The sequence below is a fragment of the Terrisporobacter petrolearius genome, assembly GCF_020748185.1.
GTDB classification, from domain to species: domain Bacteria; phylum Bacillota; class Clostridia; order Peptostreptococcales; family Peptostreptococcaceae; genus Terrisporobacter; species Terrisporobacter petrolearius.
Window position 1 is genome coordinate 101,123 of sequence record NZ_JAHZMO010000006.1, and the last position, 20,667, is coordinate 121,789.

Annotated in this window: 15 protein-coding genes and 1 other annotated feature; of the genes, 13 read left to right on the forward strand and 2 right to left on the reverse strand. The window is 28.7% G+C overall.

The window, feature by feature from the left end; genetic code table 11:
* Positions 1–58 precede the first annotated feature (58 nt).
* The 7 genes from K0040_RS05720 (at position 59) to K0040_RS05750 (ending at position 9,825) form a co-directional block, all read left to right on the forward strand.
* Entirely contained in the window at positions 59–1,426 is a 1,368-nt protein-coding gene (locus tag K0040_RS05720; RefSeq protein WP_228108015.1) for a TrkH family potassium uptake protein, read from the forward strand.
* A 29-nt stretch (positions 1,427–1,455) separates the two neighbouring features.
* Complete coding sequence (locus tag K0040_RS05725) at positions 1,456–2,118, forward strand: potassium channel family protein (RefSeq protein ID WP_074919968.1); 663 nt, start codon at positions 1,456–1,458, stop codon at positions 2,116–2,118.
* Positions 2,119–2,129: 11 nt separating this feature from the next.
* Complete coding sequence (locus K0040_RS05730) at positions 2,130–2,927, forward strand: TrmH family RNA methyltransferase (protein WP_228107966.1); 798 nt, start codon at positions 2,130–2,132, stop codon at positions 2,925–2,927.
* A gap of 52 nt (positions 2,928–2,979) precedes the next feature.
* Positions 2,980–3,213: a binding site (T-box leader), on the forward strand.
* A gap of 43 nt (positions 3,214–3,256) precedes the next feature.
* On the forward strand, positions 3,257–4,303 hold the full coding sequence (pheS, locus tag K0040_RS05735; protein WP_265588811.1) for a phenylalanine--tRNA ligase subunit alpha: 1,047 nt from the start codon (positions 3,257–3,259) through the stop codon (positions 4,301–4,303).
* An 18-nt stretch (positions 4,304–4,321) separates the two neighbouring features.
* Entirely contained in the window at positions 4,322–6,715 is a 2,394-nt protein-coding gene (gene pheT / locus K0040_RS05740; protein ID WP_228107967.1) for a phenylalanine--tRNA ligase subunit beta, read from the forward strand.
* Positions 6,716–6,742: 27 nt separating this feature from the next.
* On the forward strand, positions 6,743–7,339 hold the full coding sequence (locus tag K0040_RS05745; protein WP_228107968.1) for a cell division protein ZapA: 597 nt from the start codon (positions 6,743–6,745) through the stop codon (positions 7,337–7,339).
* A gap of 74 nt (positions 7,340–7,413) precedes the next feature.
* The gene (locus tag K0040_RS05750; protein ID WP_228107969.1) at positions 7,414–9,825 is read left to right on the forward strand and encodes a U32 family peptidase; all 2,412 of its coding nucleotides are present in this window, start codon (positions 7,414–7,416) and stop codon (positions 9,823–9,825) included.
* A gap of 68 nt (positions 9,826–9,893) precedes the next feature.
* On the opposite strand, the gene K0040_RS05755 is transcribed toward K0040_RS05750, so the two are convergent.
* Positions 9,894–11,345 (reverse strand): aminoacyl-histidine dipeptidase, encoded by a 1,452-nt coding sequence (locus K0040_RS05755; protein ID WP_228107970.1) that lies wholly within the window; start codon positions 11,343–11,345, stop codon positions 9,894–9,896.
* Positions 11,346–11,574: 229 nt separating this feature from the next.
* Between K0040_RS05755 and K0040_RS05760 the strand changes: the two genes are divergently transcribed.
* The 4 genes from K0040_RS05760 to K0040_RS05775 all read left to right on the forward strand — a co-directional run bounded on the left by K0040_RS05760 (position 11,575) and on the right by K0040_RS05775 (position 17,341).
* On the forward strand, positions 11,575–13,953 hold the full coding sequence (locus tag K0040_RS05760; protein ID WP_228107971.1) for an endonuclease MutS2: 2,379 nt from the start codon (positions 11,575–11,577) through the stop codon (positions 13,951–13,953).
* A 24-nt stretch (positions 13,954–13,977) separates the two neighbouring features.
* Positions 13,978–14,421, forward strand: coding sequence for a 2-thiouracil desulfurase family protein (locus K0040_RS05765; RefSeq protein WP_228107972.1), 444 nt, complete (start codon positions 13,978–13,980; stop codon positions 14,419–14,421).
* A 92-nt stretch (positions 14,422–14,513) separates the two neighbouring features.
* Positions 14,514–16,214: an arginine--tRNA ligase gene (argS, locus tag K0040_RS05770; protein ID WP_228107973.1), complete on the forward strand. Its 1,701-nt coding sequence runs from the start codon at positions 14,514–14,516 to the stop codon at positions 16,212–16,214.
* A gap of 197 nt (positions 16,215–16,411) precedes the next feature.
* The gene (locus K0040_RS05775; RefSeq protein ID WP_228107974.1) at positions 16,412–17,341 is read left to right on the forward strand and encodes a hypothetical protein; all 930 of its coding nucleotides are present in this window, start codon (positions 16,412–16,414) and stop codon (positions 17,339–17,341) included.
* 3 nt (positions 17,342–17,344) lie between these two features.
* Here the strand turns inward: K0040_RS05775 and K0040_RS05780 are convergent, their stop codons facing one another.
* Positions 17,345–17,545 carry a hypothetical protein gene (locus K0040_RS05780; protein WP_039678494.1) on the reverse strand — a complete coding sequence of 67 codons (201 nt, stop codon included), beginning with the start codon at positions 17,543–17,545 and terminating at the stop codon, positions 17,345–17,347.
* 113 nt (positions 17,546–17,658) lie between these two features.
* Between K0040_RS05780 and K0040_RS05785 the strand changes: the two genes are divergently transcribed.
* Both K0040_RS05785 and K0040_RS05790 read left to right on the forward strand, forming a co-directional pair.
* On the forward strand, positions 17,659–19,440 hold the full coding sequence (locus tag K0040_RS05785; protein WP_500301419.1) for a B12-binding domain-containing radical SAM protein: 1,782 nt from the start codon (positions 17,659–17,661) through the stop codon (positions 19,438–19,440).
* Positions 19,430–20,578 carry a tetratricopeptide repeat protein gene (locus tag K0040_RS05790; protein WP_228107976.1) on the forward strand — a complete coding sequence of 383 codons (1,149 nt, stop codon included), beginning with the start codon at positions 19,430–19,432 and terminating at the stop codon, positions 20,576–20,578. The genes K0040_RS05785 and K0040_RS05790 overlap by 11 nt, the downstream gene beginning before the upstream one ends.
* Positions 20,579–20,667 lie beyond the last annotated feature (89 nt).

Sequence of the window (20,667 nt, forward strand, 5' to 3'; positions counted from 1 at the left end):
AATAATGTGATAGTTGAAATTCTTATAAATGAAGGAGGGGTAGACAGAATTGAAAACCATGCTAAAAAAACTACTTATAAAAGCAAATACTATGGAACCAGCACAAGTAATGGTTATAGGATTTGGGGTAGTAATATTATTTGGTGGACTTATATTAAATTTACCCATAGCTGCAAAGAGTGGTAAGAGTGTCGGACTTTTAAATGCATTATTTACATCCACTTCTGCTGTATGTGTTACAGGATTGATTGTAGTAGATACGAGCACTTACTGGAATGAATTTGGGCAACTTGTTATAATAAGCTTAATTCAAATTGGTGGATTAGGATTTATGACCATGGCAACGATGTTTTCTCTATTAACAGGAAAGAAAATAAATTTAAGAGAAAGATTACTAATACAAGAATCACTAAATCAAAGAGACTTATCAGGTCTTGTAAAACTTACGAGATACATAATTATGATGACCTTCGCTATTGAAGGTACAGGAGCTTTATTGCTATCCATGGTATTTATACCTAAGTTAGGATTAATAAAAGGTATATGGTACAGTGTATTTCATTCAATATCAGCATTTTGTAATGCGGGCTTCGACCTAATGAGTCCAATATCGGGTGAATATTCATCTTTAACGTATTTTGTTAATAATTCATTAATAAACCTTGTAATTTGTGGATTAATTATCCTTGGAGGGATAGGTTTTCCTGTTTTATTAGATGTAATAAATAATAAAAAATACTCTAAATTAAACGTACATTCTAAAATAGTTATAAACACTACTGCAATACTTATTGCCATAGGTTTTTTATTTATATTTATTGTAGAGTTTAATAATAAAGGAAGTCTAGGTGGACTTAACATGAAGGAAAAATTATTATCCTCATTATTCCAATCAGTAACACTTAGAACAGCTGGATACAGTACTATAGATTTAACATTACTAAAAGAAAGCACGCTGTTTTTAATGATAATTTTAATGCTTATAGGTGCATCTCCAGCATCAACAGGTGGAGGTCTGAAGACAACTACTGTTGCTACTTTATTTTTAACAGTGAAATCATTTATTTTAGGCAAAGAAGATATAGAAGTTTATCAAAGAAGAATAAGTAGCACAACAGTTAGAAAATCCTTAGGTATTTTCTTTATAGGTGTATTTGTGGCATTATTTGGAACATTAACGCTTACTATAGTAAGTCCAGGATTTTCACTGCTTGAATCAGCTTTTGAAGTAGTATCTGCATTTGCTACAGTAGGATTAAGTCTAGGAGGATCTCCTACACTAACATCATTTGGAAAAATAATAATAATGATATTAATGTTTTCAGGAAGAGTAGGGTCTCTTACTATTTTCATAGCATTACTTTCTAGAAGTAAAAAAATAAAATCAAAAGTTAGATATGCAGAAGGAAAGATAATAGTAGGATAATAATTATAAGCTTGAAAGGATGAAAAGTTATGAAACAATATATAGTTATAGGGTGTGGAAGGTTTGGTTCATCCCTTGCCACAACTATGAATTTATTAGGCCATCAAGTTATGGCTATAGATAAAAGTGAAGAGATAATTCAAAATCTATCGGATAAAGTTACTCATGTAGCAGCAGTAGACGTTACGGATGAATATGCTTTAAGATCTTTAGGGTTAGGTAATTTTGATGTGGCTATAATAGCAATAGGATCAGATATAAGAGCATCTATAATGGCTACTCTTATAGCAAAGGAAATGGGTGTAGAGCAAGTAGTATGTAAGGCTAAAGATGAGTTACAAGCTAAAGTTTTATACAAAATAGGTGCAGACAGAGTTGTATTCCCAGAACGAGATATGGGAATACGAGTTGCTCATAACTTAGTATCAGATAATATATTGGACCATATAGAATTAGATCCAGAATACTCTATAATGGAAATTGTAACACCTAATAAATGGATAAGTAAAACTCTAGTAGAACTTGACTTAAGAGCAAAATACGAAATTACAATATTGGCTATTAAAGATGGAGACAACATAAATGTTATTCCTTCACCTCAAGAGCAATTGCAAGAAAATAGCATCTTAGTAGTAATAGGAAAAAATAGTAATATAAGTGCTATTGTTGCTAAAGACAAAAATTCAAAATAGGAGAATATAAAATGCCTATAAATATAAGTAGTAAAGATAATGAAAAAGTTAAGTATACAAAATCATTATTAAAAAGTAAAAATAGACAAAAAGAATCAAAGTATATAATAGAAGGATATAGAATTCTAACTTTAGCAATAGAATGTAACGCAGATTTAGATTATGTATTTATAAATGAAATTTTTGAAGAAAAAAAAGAATATAAAAACTTTTTGAATATATTAGAAGAAAAGAATATTAAAGTATTTAAAACTACTAATAAAATATTTAAAGAGTTGGTAGATACAGAAAATACACAAGGTATTTTAGGTGTGATTAGGTTTAGAGAGAAAAAAATTGAGCATAATATTAATCATGAAGATAAGTTTGTATTAATATTAGATAGAATACAAGATCCAGGCAATATGGGAACAATAATAAGAACAGCGGATGCAGCAGGTGTAGATACAATAATTGCATTAAAAGGTTGTGTAGATATATACAATCCAAAAGTAATCCGATCAACAATGGGTTCCATTTTTGACATGAAAATCATACATTGTACTCAAGAAGAATGTTTACAAGAATTAAAATCAAAGGATTTTAGAATAGTTTCTAGCTACCTTAATACTGACAATTACTATCACGAAACAAAATACTATGAGAGAACAGCCTTAGTAATAGGTAATGAAGCTAATGGAGTTAATGATGAATTAATTAATCAATCAGATATATTAGTAAAAATACCTATTTATGGAAAAGCAGAATCCTTAAATGCTGCTATTTCGTCAGCCATATTAATGTATGAAATTAAAAAAAGTTTAACTTAATATGTTGAAAATACAATATTAAGTATGTTATAATTGTACAAAAACTATATATAAAAAAGCTATGATAGAGAAAAGTATTATAATTTAACTTAGGCAAGAGAAAAATACATCTGCTGTGAGTATTTACTAAGTATTTATAAGAAGTTCACTCTGGAGCATTAAAGCTGAACAGAAATCAGTAGGCTTTAACGTTGAACGCGTTAAGTTTTGTTGAGTGGTTTATTAATATTTTTATATTATTAAACTACTAGGGTGGTACCGCGAATAACAGTCTTTCGTCCCTAGATAGGGATGAAGGGCTTTTTTTATTGCAAGGAAAGTAAAATATTATGAAAATATATGAAAGGGTGAAAAAAGTGAAAGAACAATTGATAAGCTTAAAAGAAAGAGCCTTAAGTGAAATTAAAGTGGCTTGTTCAATGGAAGAATTAGATAGCCTTAGAGTAAAGTACTCTGGTAAAAAGGGTGAACTTACTGCAATATTAAAAGGTATGGGTAAATTATCTGCTGAGGAAAGACCAGAAATAGGCAAAATAGCAAATGAAGTAAGAGAAGCTATAGAAAATGAAATAAATACAAAAAAAGAAGAGATTAAAAAAATTGATTTAAACAAAAAGTTAGCTGAGGAAGTAATAGATGTTACTATGCCAGGAAAAACTTTTAAAGTTGGGAAAAGACATCCAATAACTCAAATAATAGACGAAGTTACTGAAATATTTATGGGAATAGGATTCTCAGTAGCAGAAGGTCCAGAAGTTGAAACAGTAGAAAATAACTTCGATGCACTAAATGCACCTAAGAATCACCCTTCAAGAGATATAACAGATACATTCTATTTTAATGATGAATTGTTACTTAGAACTCAAACGTCTCCAGTTCAAGTTAGAACAATGAGAAGTGAAGAATTACCAATAAAAATAATATCTCCAGGTAGATGTTTCAGAAATGATTCATTAGATGCAACCCATTCACCAATGTTCCACCAAATAGAGGGATTAGTGGTTGGAAAAGACATAACTATGGCTCAATTCAAAGGAACTTTAGAGTTGTTTGTTAAGAAGTTATTTGGAGACAATACAAAAACAAAATTTAGACCACACAACTTCCCATTCACAGAACCAAGTGCAGAAATAGACGTTACTTGCTTCAAATGTGGAGGCAAGGGATGTCAAATGTGTAAAGGGGAAGGTTGGATAGAAATACTAGGAGCAGGTATGGTTCATCCAAACGTACTTAGAAACTGTGGAATAGACCCAGAAGTTTATAGTGGATTTGCTTTCGGTATGGGTGTTGAAAGACTTGCAATGCTTAAATACGAAATTGATGATATAAGACTGTTAGTTGAAAATGATATAAGATTTTTAGATCAATTTTAATAAAAGGAGGAAAATAAAATGTTAGTACCTGTAAAATGGATAAGAGATTACGTTAATATAGATATGGATACAGTTGAATTTGCTGATAAAATGACTATGACTGGAACGAAGGTTGAGACAGTAGAATTTTTAGGCGAAGAAATAAGTAATGTTGTAGTAGGTCAAATAAAAGAAATAACACAACATCCAAATGCTGATAAACTTGTAGTTTGTCAAGTTAATGTGGGAGAAGAAGAGCTTGTACAAATATGCACTGGAGCAAAAAATGTTTTAGAAGGAGACTTTGTACCAGTGGCTAAAGTTAACTCTACATTACCTGGAGGAATAAAAATAAAAAAAGGTAAATTAAGAGGAGAAGCATCTCACGGAATGTTATGTGGTGCTGAAGAATTAGGAATAGACGAGAACCTTGTTAACGAAAGAAGTAAAGATGGAATATACATTTTAAATGACATGGAAAACCTAGTAATAGGTCAAGACATAAAAGAATTCTTAGGGTTAAATGATGCAATAATAGACTTCGAATTAACAGCAAATAGACCAGATTGTAGATCTATGATAGGTATAGCTAGAGAAGCAGCTATTACTATAGGAAAAAAAATAAAATATCCTGAAATAGAAGTAAAAGCTTGTGATGAAGATATAGATTTTGAAGTGAAAATTGAAAGTCCTAAGCTTTGTCCTAGATACGGAGCAAAAATAGTTAAAGATGTTAAAATAGAGCCATCTCCATATTGGATGCAAAGAAGACTTATAGAAGCTGGTGTTAGACCAATAAATAATATAGTTGATATAACAAATTTTGTAATGTTAGAACAAGGTCAACCATTACATGCATTTGACTTAAATGAACTTTCGACTGGAAAAATAGTTGTAAGAAATGCAGTGGAAGGCGAAAAATTTACTACATTAGATGAAGTTGAAAGAACTTTAGACAAAGATATGCTTGTTATAACTGATGGTGAAAAGCCAGTTGCTATAGCAGGTGTAATGGGTGGATTAAACTCAGGTATAACTGATAATACTACAGCTGTATTATTTGAAGGTGCAGCATTCAATGCTGATAGCATAAGATTAACTTCTAAGAAACTAGGTCTTAGAACTGAATCATCTGGAAGGTATGAAAAAGGTGTTTGTACAGAACTTTCAATAACAGGTGTAGAAAGAGCTTGTCAATTAGTAGAAATGCTTGGTGCTGGCAGAGTTTTAAGAGGAACTGTGGAAGATTATACAGTTAAACAAGAAGCTCAAACTTTAACAGTAAATCCATCAAGAATAATAAAAAATATAGGAATAGATTTATCATTAGATGGATTTGTAAAAATATTAAAAGATTTAGAATTTAAATGTGATTTAAAATCTAATGATGAAGTAGTTATAGAAGTTCCTCCATTTAGATTAGATATAGAGCAAGAAGCTGATATATATGAAGAAATAGCTAGAATATATGGATTTGAAAATATACCTTCTGAACAATTAGAAGGTAATGCAACAGCTGGTGTTAAAACACCTCAACAAAAATTCATGAATAAAATAAAAAATACAGCTACAAGTATAGGATTATATGAAATATTAACTTATTCATTTGTAAGTCCAAAATCATTAGATAAAATAAAATTGCCAGAAGATGACAAAAAAAGAGATTACATTACATTAATTAACCCACTTGGAGAAGATACATCAGTTATGAGAACTACAATGATGCCAAGTATGTTAAATGTATTATATACAAATGTATCTCGTAAAGTTGAAAGTGGATTAGCCTTTGAATGTGGTCATACATTTACTCCACAAGAAGGACTACCAATAGAAACTAATCACTTATGCGTAGGTATGTATGGTAAAGATGTAGATTTCTTTGTATTAAAAGGTGCATTGGAAACAATACTAGATTCAGTAGGATTTGAAAACTACGAGATAATACCAGAAACTAATAATACTACATTCCACCCAGGAAGATGTGCTACAATAATGTATAATAATATATATATAGGTACTTTCGGAGAAGTTCACCCAGAGGTTATAGATAATTATAACTTAGGACAAAGAGTTTATCTTGCTGAATTAGATTTAGATTTAATATTTGAAAACTCAGATAGAACTATAATATACAGTCCATTGCCAAAATATCCATCAACTTCTAGAGATATAGCTCTTTTAGTTAAAGATGACATTATAGTAAAACAAATAGAAGATATAATAAAAGCTAATGGAGAAGATTTATTAGAAAGTTATAAATTATTCGATGTATATAAAGGTTCACAAATAGCTGACGGATATAAATCAATAGCATACTCTATCATATATAGAAGTAAAGATAAAACTCTAACAGATGAGGATGTAAACAAAGTACACCAGAATATAATAAGAGAGTTAGAAGAAAAGCTAGATGCGAAATTAAGATCAAACTAACTCATCTTTGATAGGGGGATTAGTGAGATGAATAAGGTAGTTGTGAGGATTTTAGGTTCTGAATACAACATTGTTGGTAAAAATCCAGAACAGATGAAAAATGTAGCAAGATATGTAGATGGAGAAATGAATAAAGTTAGAGAGGGTAACCCTAAACTAAGTTCCCTTACTACAACTATAGTTGCATGTTTAAATATTGCTGATGAGTTATTCGATTGTTGTCATGAAAATGAAGAACTTCACAATGAGTTAAAATCATTAAAAGAAGGTATGGCTAAGCCAAGTGAAGAAGTTCAAAGTGAAGTTGACAAAATTTCCAGCGAATTAGATCAAAAAGAGCTGGAGGTAATGGAAAAAGATTATCGAATAGAGGAGCTCGATGAACAAATAAAAGAAAAAAGTGAAAAAATAGAAAATCTAAGCAAAACTACTGAAGAAATGAAGTTAGAATTAGAAAAATATATGGCTGAAATTAAAAGTTTAAAAGAAGAAAATGAGGAAGCTAAACAAAGAGCTGAAGCGGCAGAAAGTATAGCATCTCAATGGCAAAATAAAACTTATGATTATCAGTTAAAATATGCAGAGCTAGAAAATCAGTTGAAAAATAGAGAAGGTGCTCTATAAAGAAAATAAAGGGGGTGTTTCAAAGGATTATTAACTTTTGAAACGCCCTTTTGATATAAGAGCGGAGGTATAATATGAAAGATGTTGAATTATTAGCTCCTGTGGGATCATTTGAATCGTTGAAGGCAGCTGTACAAAATGGAGCTAATGCAGTTTATCTTGGAGGTAAAGATTTTAGTGCCAGGGCATCTGCTAATAACTTTGATAAAGAAGAGTTAAAAGAAGCTATAAAATATGCACATATTAGAGGAGTAAGAGTTTTTGTTACAACAAATACTCTTATAAAACAAAATGAGCTTGAAGGCTTTATTGAATATGTAAAATTTTTATATGATATAAACATAGACGCATTAATACTACAAGATATAGGCGCAGCAATGACAATTAAAAAGCTTCTTCCAGACTTTGAACTTCATGCTAGCACACAGATGGTGGCTCACTCTTTAGAAGATGTAAAATATTTAGAGAGTATAGGTTTTGACAGAGTAGTGCTTGCAAGAGAATTAAATGTGGATGAAATTAAATATATTTGTGATAATACTAATGTTGATATAGAAGTATTTGTTCATGGAGCGTTATGTGTTTGTTATTCTGGTCAGTGCTTAATGAGTAGTATGATAGGAAATAGATCAGGTAACAGAGGAAGATGTGCTCAGCCTTGTAGACAAAGATATACAATGATAGATATCAATACGGGAGAAGAAGTATCATCAGAGGGCGACTATTTACTTAGTACAAGAGATTTAAATGCTATAGAAGAAATAAATCAAATTATTGATGCAGGAGTACATTCTCTTAAGATTGAAGGAAGAATGAAAAAGCCAGAGTATGTAGCAACTGTTATAGGAAGCTACAGAGATGCAGTTGATGACTATTTAAGAAGCAAAAAAGTAAATGTATCTCATGATATAATGGCAGACTTATATACTATATTTAATAGAAAGTTCACAAAAGGTCTTTTACTTGGAGATATGGGAAAAGATGTTATGAATTCACAAGTACCTAATAACCAAGGTTTATATATAGGAAAAGTATTGGATTATAACAAAAAAGCAAAGAGATTAAAAATAGCTTTAGAAGAAAACCTGAAAAAAGGTGATGGAATTAATTTAGGAGGAGGAGTTATTGGGAGGATCATAAAAGGTAAGGAAATTACTGATATTGGATATAAGGGAGAAACTATAGAGATAGACTTTATAGGAGAAGCTAGAAGAAATCAAATGATATTCAAAACTTCTGATACTCAATTAATGGACAGAGTTCAAAGTACTTTTAAACAAGATAAAGAGCTTGTAAAAAGTTATATTGATGGAGATATAAGTTTAAAATTAGGAAAAAATCCTATAATTAAATTTAAAGATTTAAAAGGCAATAAAGCTGAAATTATTGGTGATTTTGTTATAGAGAAAGCTTTAAAAGTACCAATGAGTAAAGAAAAAATAGAAATTCAATTAAGAAAACTAGGTAATACTCCTTATGAGTTAAGAAATCTGAATATAGATTTAGATGATGAAATAAGCTTACCAATTAGTGTAATTAATCAAATCAGAAGAGAGTGTATTGATAAGTTAAGTGAAGAAAGAATAGAGATAAAAGATAGAAAATACAAAAATGAAAAGGTAAGTTACAATCCACAAAGAACTAATAGAATAAAAAATAAAAAAATTAGAGTTAAAGTTAAAAACTTAGAACAATTAAGAGTAGTTGTAAACTTTGAAATAGACGCTATTTATTATGAAGATGCATCAACTATTGAAGATGCTATAACAATAGGAAAAGAAAACAACAAAAAAGTAATTTATTCAGCACCTAGAATTATTAGAAATAAGGAATATAATAGATTAAATAAAATTAAAGATTTAAATCAAGAAAGTATTCAAATAGGAACTTTAGGTTCAATAAATTTCTTCAAAAGTAAAAATTTCTGTATAGATTATTATTTAAATACCTTTAATAGCGAAACAATAAATCATTTCAAAAAAGAGGGAGCTACAAATGTTTGTATATCTCAAGAACTTAATATGAATGAAATTGAAGAAACATTGACTTATACTGATTTAGATGTGGAAAGTGTGGTTTATGGATTTGCTCCAATGATGATAAGTGAGTACTGTCCTATGGGCGTTGTAGTTAGAAATTGTAAAAAAGATAAAAGATGTAAAGAATGCAGTGAAAGTAGATATGCACTTAAAGATTTTAAGGGAGAAGAGTATAGGTTATCCCAAGATATATTCTGTAGAACTACAATATATAATTCTAAACCAACTTGCGTTTTAGACAATTTAGAAGAATTAAACAATATTGGTGTAAATATATTTAGGTTAGATTTTACGAGAGAAAGCACAAGTGAAATAAGAGAAGTACTAGAGTCTTATATTGAAGTTATTAATAATGATTTTAGATTAGGAAATAAATCTAATAAATTGTATAAAAAGTTAGATGAAGAAGGGATAACAACAGCACATTTCTACAAAGAAGTAGAATAATTGATAAACTAAAAAAGTACTAAAGGGTTATTAACCATTTAGTACTTTTTCTATTTCAATAAAAAATTTTAGTATTGATTCATTGATTTTAATACTGTAATTAAAAATTCGTAAACATTTTTAACAGAAGGTATACTTAAATGTTCGTTTGGAGTATGAACTTCAAACATATCTGGTCCCATAGAAATTGCTTCGCAACCAGGCATTTTATCAAGTAATAAACCACACTCAAGACCTGCATGTATAGCAGTTATAACAGGTTTTTTACCAGTTAATTTTTCATAAACATCTACACATAATTCTTCTAATTTAGAATTTTTTGCATATTCCCAAGCAGGATATCCATCAGTATTTTCGAAATTAGCATTTACAGTATCACAAAGCATTTTAGTTTTGTTATTTAAGTTTTCTCTTAATGTTGCAACTGAACTTCTTACAGCACTTTCAAATGACATAACATCATTTTCAGTTTTTACAACACCTAAGTTTGAAGAACTTTCTACTAATCCTTCTATGTCCTTACTTACTGTTTGTATTCCGTTTGGAATAAAGTTAAGTAATAACATAGCTTTTGCTTTACACTCATCAGTTATAGCTTTGTCAGCAGCAACTTCTTTTACTACAACTTCTAAACCTGGATCTGTAGTTTTAAATTCATTTTTTAATAATTCCTCTATTTTAGCAACATTAGTTTTTAGGGTTTCAGCTTGATCTTTGTTTACAGCAACTACAGCTTCGCATTCACGAGGTATAGCGTTGTTTTTAGAACCACCGTTAACTTCAACTAAATCAAAATCAACATCAAGTAAATTTAGTATTCTACCCATAGTTGCATTTGAGTTAGCTCTTTGTTTAACTATATCCATACCAGAATGTCCGCCAAGTAAACCTTTTACTTCGATCATAAACGCTTGCTTATTATCTTCTATGTTTTTATATGTAAGCGGTAATGTAACATAAGATCTGTTTCCACCAGCACAACTTACTAATAAGAATCCTTCTTCTTCTGAATCTAAGTTTATTATATATTTACCTTTTAATAAATTACCGTCTAGTCCGTTAGCTCCAGTCATACCAGCTTCTTCATTTGAAGTAACTAATACTTCTAAAGCAGGGTGAGCTAAGTCATTAGATGCAAGAACAGCCATACTCATAGCAACAGCTATACCATTATCTGCTCCAAGTGTAGTACCGTTTGCATAAATCATGTCATCTATTATTCTAAGGTCTATTGGATCTTTTTCAAAATCATGGTCAACATCTTTATTTTTTTCACAAACCATGTCCATATGTCCTTGTAATATTACTCCTGGACAATTTTCATATCCTGCAGTAGCTGGTTTTCTAATAATTACATTAAGATGCTCATCTTGAACTACCTCTAAATTTAGTTCTTTTGCGAAGTTTACTAAAAATTCACTTATTCTTTTTTCATCTCCAGAACCTCTAGGTACTTGAGATATTTCCTCAAAGTATTTAAAAACTAATGTTGGATTTAAATCTTTTAATACATTTGTCATAATAAAAATTCCTTTCTTCTTAAATAGATTAAAATTAATTTTTAAGTTAATAATTTAAATAACTTAGATATACTAAATAAAAAATGTATAATATGTTAAAATATAAAATATTAATGTATAATATTATTTAGCATATTATTAGTAGTATAATACATTTTCGAAAAAAAAAACTACATAAAAAGAAATTATATGATAAATTTACATAAAAAAATAAAAAAGAGGAGGAAGTATGGATCAAAAATCATTGAAAGTATTGGAATACAATAAAATTATTGATTTATTAGCAACAAAAGCCTCATCTTCTTTAGGGTTAAAATATATTGAGCAATTAATACCAAAACCTAATTATAAAGAAGTAAAAGATATGCTAGAAGAAACTAGTGAAGCACAGGGAATTCTTATAAAAAGAGGTCATGTAAACTTAGGTGGTATACAAGATATATCAGACAGCGTTAGGAGAGCTGATATAGGAGCAGTATTAGACCCAGGAAGTTTATTAAAAATAAGCGATAATCTAAGAGCGGCTAGAAATTTAAAAATAAGTTTAACTCCAGGGGAAGAGGAAGATTTTAATTATCCAATAATACAGTCTTTGTCAAACGCTTTATATGTATATAGAGATATAGAAGAAGAAATTAATAATGCAATAATTAGTGAAATTGAAATATCAGATAATGCCTCTCCTACTCTAAGAAGTATAAGAAGAGGAATATTACAAAAAAATCAATCTATTAGATCTAAATTAAATTCAATAATTTCATCAACTACATATCAAAAATATTTACAAGATGCAATTATTTCTGTTAGAGGAGATAGATTTGTTGTGCCTGTAAAGGCTGAATATAGATCACAAGTCTCAGGCATAATACATGACCAAAGTTCATCTGGAGCTACATTGTTTATTGAGCCAATGAGTATTGTTGAAATGAATAATGAACTTAGAAAATTAAAATTAGATGAACAAGAAGAAATTGAAAGAATTTTAGCAGAGTTAACAAAATTAGTAGGTGAAGTTGCAGGTGAGATTTTATCTAATCAAGTTATACTTGGTAAGCTAGATTTTGCTTTTGCAAAAGGGAAATTATCCTTATCCATGAAGGCAATAGAACCGATATTAAATGAAGAAAAAAATATAAATATAAAAAATGGACGTCATCCATTGTTGGATGCAGATAAAGTTGTACCTAATAATATTTATTTAGGAGAAGACTTTGATACATTAGTAATAACGGGACCAAATACAGGTGGTAAAACAGTTACAATAAAAACTATAGGATTATTTGCGTTAATGACTCAAAGTGGTCTACACATACCAGCAGATTATGGAAGTAGTATGTGTGTATATGATAATATTTTTGCTGACATCGGTGATGAACAAAGTATAGAACAAAGTTTATCTACATTCTCATCTCATATGACTAAAATAGTAGGGATATTAAATGAAGTAACATCTGACTCTCTAGTAATATTTGATGAACTTGGAGCAGGAACAGACCCTGTAGAAGGTGCAGCTTTGGCAATAGCCATACTAGAAGATGTAAATATGGCAGGAGCAAAATGCATAGCTACTACTCACTACAGTGAACTTAAAAACTATGCCCTTACAAAGGATAGAGTAGAAAATGCAGCTGTTGAGTTTGATGTTGATACTTTAAGTCCTACGTATAAATTATTAATTGGGGTACCAGGTAAATCAAATGCTTTTGAAATATCAAGAAAGCTAGGACTTAGAGACTATATAATTGATAGAGCAAAAGAATTTATAAATACAGATAATATAGAACTTGAAGACGTACTTCAAAATGTGGAGAAGAATAGAATAAAAGTTGAACAAGAAAAAGAAGAAGCTGAAAAACTTAAAAAAGAAATAGAAGAAGTTAAAGCTGAATATGATAGAAAACTTGAAAAATTATCTATTTCTAAAGAAAAAATGATGGAAAAAGCTAGGGCAGAAGCTTTTAGTATAACAAGACAAGCTAAAGAAGAAGCAGATAACATTCTAAAAGAACTTAGAAATATGGAAGTGGAAATGGCTTCTAAGGAAAAAAATAAGAAAATAGAAGCCTTAAGGAAAGAGCTTGCTGATTCTATGGGTAACTTACAACCTTCTGTAAAAAGCATGATAGTTCCAAAAGTTTCTAATAAAGAGATAAGGGATTTAAAAGCAGGAGATGAAGTAAAAGTTATTACTTTAAATCAAGAAGGTACAGTTGTATCAGTTGATAAGAAGAAAAAAGAAGCTGTAGTACAAATGGGAATAATGAAAATGACTCTTCCGTTTAAAGCATTACAAATATCTCAGAAAGAGAAAAAATCCATAGTAACCAAATCAACAAGAAAGATTATAAGTTCTAAATCAGGTAGTGTTAAGAGTGAAGTTGATCTAAGAGGAATGAACTTAGAAGAAGCTATTGTTGAAGTAGATAAATACTTAGACGATGCTTGTGTTGCAGGTCTTGAAATAGTTACAATAATACACGGAGTTGGTACAGGAGTACTTAAAAAAGGACTTCAAGATGTACTTAAGAAAAATAAACATGTTAAATCTCAAAGACCTGGACAATATGGTGAAGGTGGAATGGGAGTAACTATTGTTGAAATAAGATAATAATTAATTGAGGAGATGGTTGAATTGATGATAGTGTCAGCATGCTTGGTTGGAGTAAATTGCAAATATAATGGTGGAAATAATGATAATGATAAAGTAAAAGAATTTTTAAAAGATAAACCATATGTTATTATTTGTCCAGAACAACTAGGAGGATTAACTACACCAAGGAAACCATCTGAAATAGACAATATAGGTGGAAAAGAAGTTTTAAGTGGAAATAGTAAGGTAATAAGCTGTGAAGATAAGGATGTAACAGAAAATTTTATTAAGGGAGCAGAGGAAAGTCTAAGGATTGCTAAAATGTTCAATTGCAAACAGGCTCTTTTGAAAGAAGGTAGCCCATCATGTGGATGTAACTTAATTTATGATGGAACTTTTACAGGTAATAAAATCCCTGGTATGGGTGTTACAGCAGCTTTATTTAAAGAAAATAATATAGAAGTTTTTAGTGAAAAAGAATTATAATATATATTTGAAAATATAACAATAGGAATAACTTGAAAAAATGTAGAAATTAATTTAACATAGAAGAATAATGATGTAGAGAGGAGAAAATAATGCAAGATTTTAAAGTAGCAATAGCTAATTGCCTTAAGGAAAAAATTGAAGATTTAACACTAGAAGAAATAATAGCGCTAATTGAGGTTCCACCAAATAAAGAAATGGGGGATTATGCATTTCCGTGCTTTAAATTAGCTAAAGTATTTAGAAAAGCTCCTAACATGATAGCTGCAGAATTAGCAGAAACTATAGAAGCTAAGGGCGAAATATCAAAAGTAATGCCACTTGGTGGATATGTAAACTTCTTTGTAAATAAATCTCAATTAGCTGAGAGTGTTATAAAAGATGTTTTAACTAAAAAAGAAAATTATGGTCATAGTGATTTAGGCGGAGAAAAAGCTGTAGTAATAGACTTTTCATCTCCTAATATAGCTAAACCTTTCCATATAGGACATATAAGAACTACTGTTATAGGTAATGCTCTATATAAAATATATGACTCTCAAGGATATAATGTAGTAAGAGTAAATCACTTAGGAGATTACGGAACTCAATTTGGTAAACTTATAGTTGCTTTCAAACTTTGGGGGAATAAAGAAGCTGTAGAAGCTAATCCAATACCAGAGTTATTAAAATTATACATAAAATTCCATGATGAAGCTGAAAAGAAACCAGAAATGGAAGATGAAGCTAGAGCTTGGTTTACAAAATTAGAAAATGGTGACGAAGAAGCTAAAGCATTATGGCAATGGTTTAGAGACGAAAGTTTAAAAGAATTTGCCAGAGTTTACGATTTATTAGATATAGAATTTGATTCTTATGCAGGTGAATCTTTCTATTCAGATAAAATGGATACTGCTATAGAACGAATAAAAGAAAAAGGACTATTAAAAGAATCTCAAGGTACAAACATTGTTGATTTAGAAGAACACAATATGCCACCAGCTCTTATAACTAAGAATGATGGTTCAACTTTATACATGACAAGAGATTTAGCAGCAGCAATATACAGAAAAAATACTTATGATTTTGAAAAATGTATATATGTAGTTGGTTCTCAACAAGCTCTACATTTCCAACAATTATTTAAAGTATTAGAGCTTATGGGGTTTGAATGGTCAAAAGACTTAATACACGTACCATTTGGTATGGTTGCTTTAGAAGAGGGAACTATGTCTACAAGAAAAGGTAGAGTAGTATTCTTAGAAGATGTTTTAAAACAAGCTGTAGAAAAAACAAAGGAAACTGTTATTGCTAAAAATCCAGATGCTAAAAATGTGGATGAAATAGCTAAACAAGTTGGAGTTGGAGCTGTTGTATTCCAAGAATTATCAAATAGTAGAATAAAAGACTATACATTCTCATGGGAAAGAACTTTAAGCTTCGAAGGTGAAACTGGACCTTATGTTCAATATACACATGCTAGATGTTGTGCAGTTTTAAGAAAAGCTAACGAAGAAGTAACTTCAGATGTAAATTACGAATTATTATCAGATGGGGATGCTGCAGAAGTATTAAAAGTAATTGGATCGTTTAATAAAGCGATAGTTTCTGCAATGAGAAGAAATGAGCCGCATATAGTGACAAGATTTGTACTAGATTTAGCTCAAGCTTTCAATAAATTCTATCATGATAACCCAATAATAGTTGAAGATGTAGAAATAAGAAAATCAAGACTTGCTTTAGTTGCTGCAACAAAACAAACATTAGAAAATGGACTAGCAATATTAGGAATGCATGCACCAGAAAGAATGTAAAAAATCGCTCTACTCTTGTGGCCAACGATAAATCTTTGCTTAGCTTCGGATATATTCGTTGTTCAATATGAAGAATTAAAAATGGCAGCTTTTAGCTGCTATTTTTAATTTTTGAAAATCATGATTATGGGTGTATGAATACAAGGCAATAAAATTGATAAAAATACTAGGTAAAAGATTTATAAGGGAGTTAATTTATGAAGGATAATTTAATAAGAAATTCTTATCTAAATTCTTTTAACATTAATGATGAGGAAAAAGGGTTAACAGATTTAATTATTATTAATACTAAGTGTTTAATTGACGATAAAATTCAAAGATATGTATACATAGATAATAATAGATTAAAAGATGAATTAAGATATTATAATTTTTATGGTATAAAACCATCTTATGATGATATACTAAACATTCTACTACCATTAATACTTGCAAATACTAATATTCAAAAGTCAGAAGATGAAGTAATAAGTTTAATTCAAAAATATGTTAAATACTTTAAAAAAGAGGATAATTTATTTGAATATACTATAGGAGCTCTTATGTACAATGCATTAATACATTATATTTTGGACAACAAAAATATAGAGTATGACATATTATTGCAATTATTAAAGGAGAGAATTATAGGATTTTCCATTGAATTAGAAAAACTAAATATGGTAAAATTTCAAATGGTTAGAATTAATGCTATACAATTAATTGACAATTATATAGATTTAAAAGTAGACGATTATGGTGACGGAAAAATAATAAAAAATTTATTAAATGTTATATATGATATTTATATAGAAGAAAGAAATGTAAGTAATATAGGAATTTTAAGCATAAAAAAATCTATATTATCAATATTGGGCGAGGAATCAAAATTAAATATGGATAATATAGATTTTATTGAGCAAATGTCTCATTACATAATAAAATTAAGGAAGTATGTAATTAACAAAAAAACTTATGATTTAAATTCAGACCCTAGAAATTTAATTAAGTACGATGAAGGCGAAATTGTCTGCGATGCTATATTAAATAAAATAAATATTGCATCAAAAGAATTGAGGGACAATGTTCTTCACGTAAAAGTTAAATCAAAATCAGGTGAATATAATTTTAAATTTAAAAAAGCATAAGAATTAACTATTTTGTTCTAAATAGCTAATAAATTCTTGTTCAGTAGTTTCAGTTAAAAAACATAATTCTTTAACAATATTGTTTTTGAGATTAATGAATTCATCAAGTTTAGTATTCTCCCCAGTAAACTCAAGAGCTTTGATCAATAATAATAAATCCCTTTTTGATAAATCATTTATAGATACTTGATCAATAGATTCCATAATAAATACATCCTTTCTAAATTGTTGATTTTAGTATATTTTTGTAAAATTTACCTTACTATATTATTTTAACTTAAAAACCATATAAAAACATAGTATAAATTTAAAAAGGAGTGAAATATTTGAAAATATTATTAACTACGCTAAATTCTAAGTTCATTCACACGAATTTGGCAATAAGATACTTAAAAGAGAGCGTAAAAGATTTAGTTGATGTGGATATTAGAGAATATACAATTAACAATCAACTAGATTATATTTTAAAAGATATATACAAGAATAATTATGATATAGTATTCTTTTCAACATATATATGGAATATTTATGACATAGTAAAATTATGTGACAATTTAAAGAAAGTTAAACCAGAGATTAAAATAGGTTTAGGTGGTCCGGAAGTTACTTATGATAGCGAAAATGCTATGGAAGAATATAAGTTTTTAGATTATATACTATGTGGTGAAGGTGAGTTAGTATTTAGAGATTTAGTTAAACATTTTTTAGGTAAGAAAAATATAGAAGATGTAAAAGGGATTGTATATAGAAAAGACGAAAATATTGTAGTAAGTGAAGAAATGGAATTGCTACAAAATTTAGATGAAATACCAAGTCCTTATGATAACTTAGATATAAAAGAATATGAAAATAGAATAGTTTATTATGAAACATCTAGAGGATGTCCATTTAACTGTCAGTACTGTTTATCATCAGCCATAAAAGGTCTTAGGTATTTTAGTATTGACAGAGTAAAAAGAGACTTAAAAAATCTTATAGATGCAAAAGTATCTCAGATTAAATTTATAGATAGAACTTTTAATGCAAATAAGAAATTTGCTAAGGAAATAATGAATTTTTTAATGGAAAATGACAATGGTTATACAACATATCATTTTGAGGTTACAGCACATTTACTAGATGATGATATGCTTAACTTCCTAAAAAATTGTAAAGAAGGACTATTCCAATTTGAAATAGGAGTACAAAGTACTAATCAAAAAACTTTAGATGCAGTAGGTAGAAGAGATGATTTTGAAAAATTATCATATGTTGTAAAGACCATAAAATCATATAGAAACATACATCAACATTTAGACTTAATAGCTGGTCTTCCTTATGAAGGATATGAAAGATTTCAAGAGTCCTTCAATGATGTATTTAATTTAGGAATAGAGCAATTACAACTTGGTTTCTTAAAGATGATTAAAGGAACAGGTATGAGATATAATTCGAAAAAGTATGGATATAGATTTAAAGATTATGCTCCATACGAGGTTTTATACAATGATTTTATAAGTTATGATGAAATATTAAAAATAAAAGATATAGAAGAAATATTAGAAACTTATTATAACTCTAATAACTTCCCTCTGTCTTTAGAATATATAATTCAAAATTATTATAGTGAAAGTCCATTTAAATTCTTTGAAGAATTTTCAACATATTTTGAAGAAATGGGATACTTCCATATGGCTCAAGGAAAAAATCAGCTATACAAAATATTGTTAGATTTCTATAATGAAAAAATAAATAAAGATAATGATTTATTTAGTGAAGTATTAAAATATGACTATTTATCATTAGGTAAAATATCAACAGTTCCACCTATTTTCAACAAAATTGAAATAAGTAATTTCAAAAGTAAGTGTCATGATTTTCTGCATAATGTGGACAATCTTAAAGAATACTTACCGGAATTTGCAAATACACCAACAAAATATATTTTAAAATATATTCATTTTGAACCGTTTAAATATGATATTTTAAGATTAAAAGAAGATATTAGTGTAAAATTAAAAAATGAAGAAACTGTAATACTATTTGACTATAATATTAATAAAGTATTTGATAAGTCAAAAACTTATACTGTAAAGGTAGGAGAAGAAAATGAAGTTTAAAATAGATAAATATTTACTTAGAAAAACTGAAGAACTTGCATTTATAACTGTAAAAAAAGATGGAGATTTTCATTTAGATGGATATGAAATACCAAAAGAAGGTTTAAATGTACCTATAAAAAATGATGTTCTTGTTAAAGGAATAAAGGAAAAGACAGCTCAGGAAGGTCTAAACTCAATATCTATAGCAGATGCAATGATATATATAATAGGTATTGATCCAGAGTTTAAGTATAATTCAGAGTATAAAAAATTCTTAAGTGCTCTTGAGAAAAAAGTAAACTTTGAAGTAAGATCTTATGCTGGATATATGTCTAGAAAATACTTTGAGCTTGGAGAATATACGGATGCATTAATTTATATAAAAGGATTAATTACATTATATCCGAGTGATATTGAAGGGCTTTATAATTATGCTATTGTTTGTCAAGAAGTTGCAACAACTTATCAAAAAGATGGTGACGCAAATGTAATGAATGCATTTTTATTAGAAGCAGGAGAAAAACTTGAAGAAATAATTAAAATGGATGAAAGCTTTGCCTTAGCATATTATCATTTAGGATACCACTATTATAATCAAAATCAATATATTAAAGCTAAATCAATCTGGGAAGAAGCAATGAAGTTAGGTTTAGATGAAGATATAATAGCAGAAATACAAGAAAACATAGGAAAGATGGACTATAAAGTTCAATATGAAGAAGGATATTCTTTAGTATTCCAAGGAAAATTTGAAGAAGGTCTTGAAAAATTATTACCTTTAGAAGAAGAATATAATGATTGGTGGAACTTATTATTTATTATTGGTATAGCTTATAAAAATATGGGAGAAATAGATAAAGCTATGCTTTATTTTGAAAAGATACTAATGATAAGACCTAAACAAGTAGATACTTTAGTCGAACTTGCTTTATGTGAAGCTTCATTATTTAATATGGATAGAGCTGTTGAACTATTAGAACAAGCGGCAAAAATAAAAGAAGATCCTGAAATTCTTTGCAACTTAGGAATGGCATATTTAAATACAGGAGATATTGATGATGCCATTTATTATATAGAAAGAGCTTATGAATTGAATCCTGAAGATGAAATAACAATTTCTTGTATGAGAGAGTTAGATAATTATAGAGTTAACTAATTAAAAGTTATATTTAAAAACTTTATATATTTTATAAAAAATGCCATAGTTAGAGATAAATGATCTCTTACTATGGTTTTTTGTAAAAA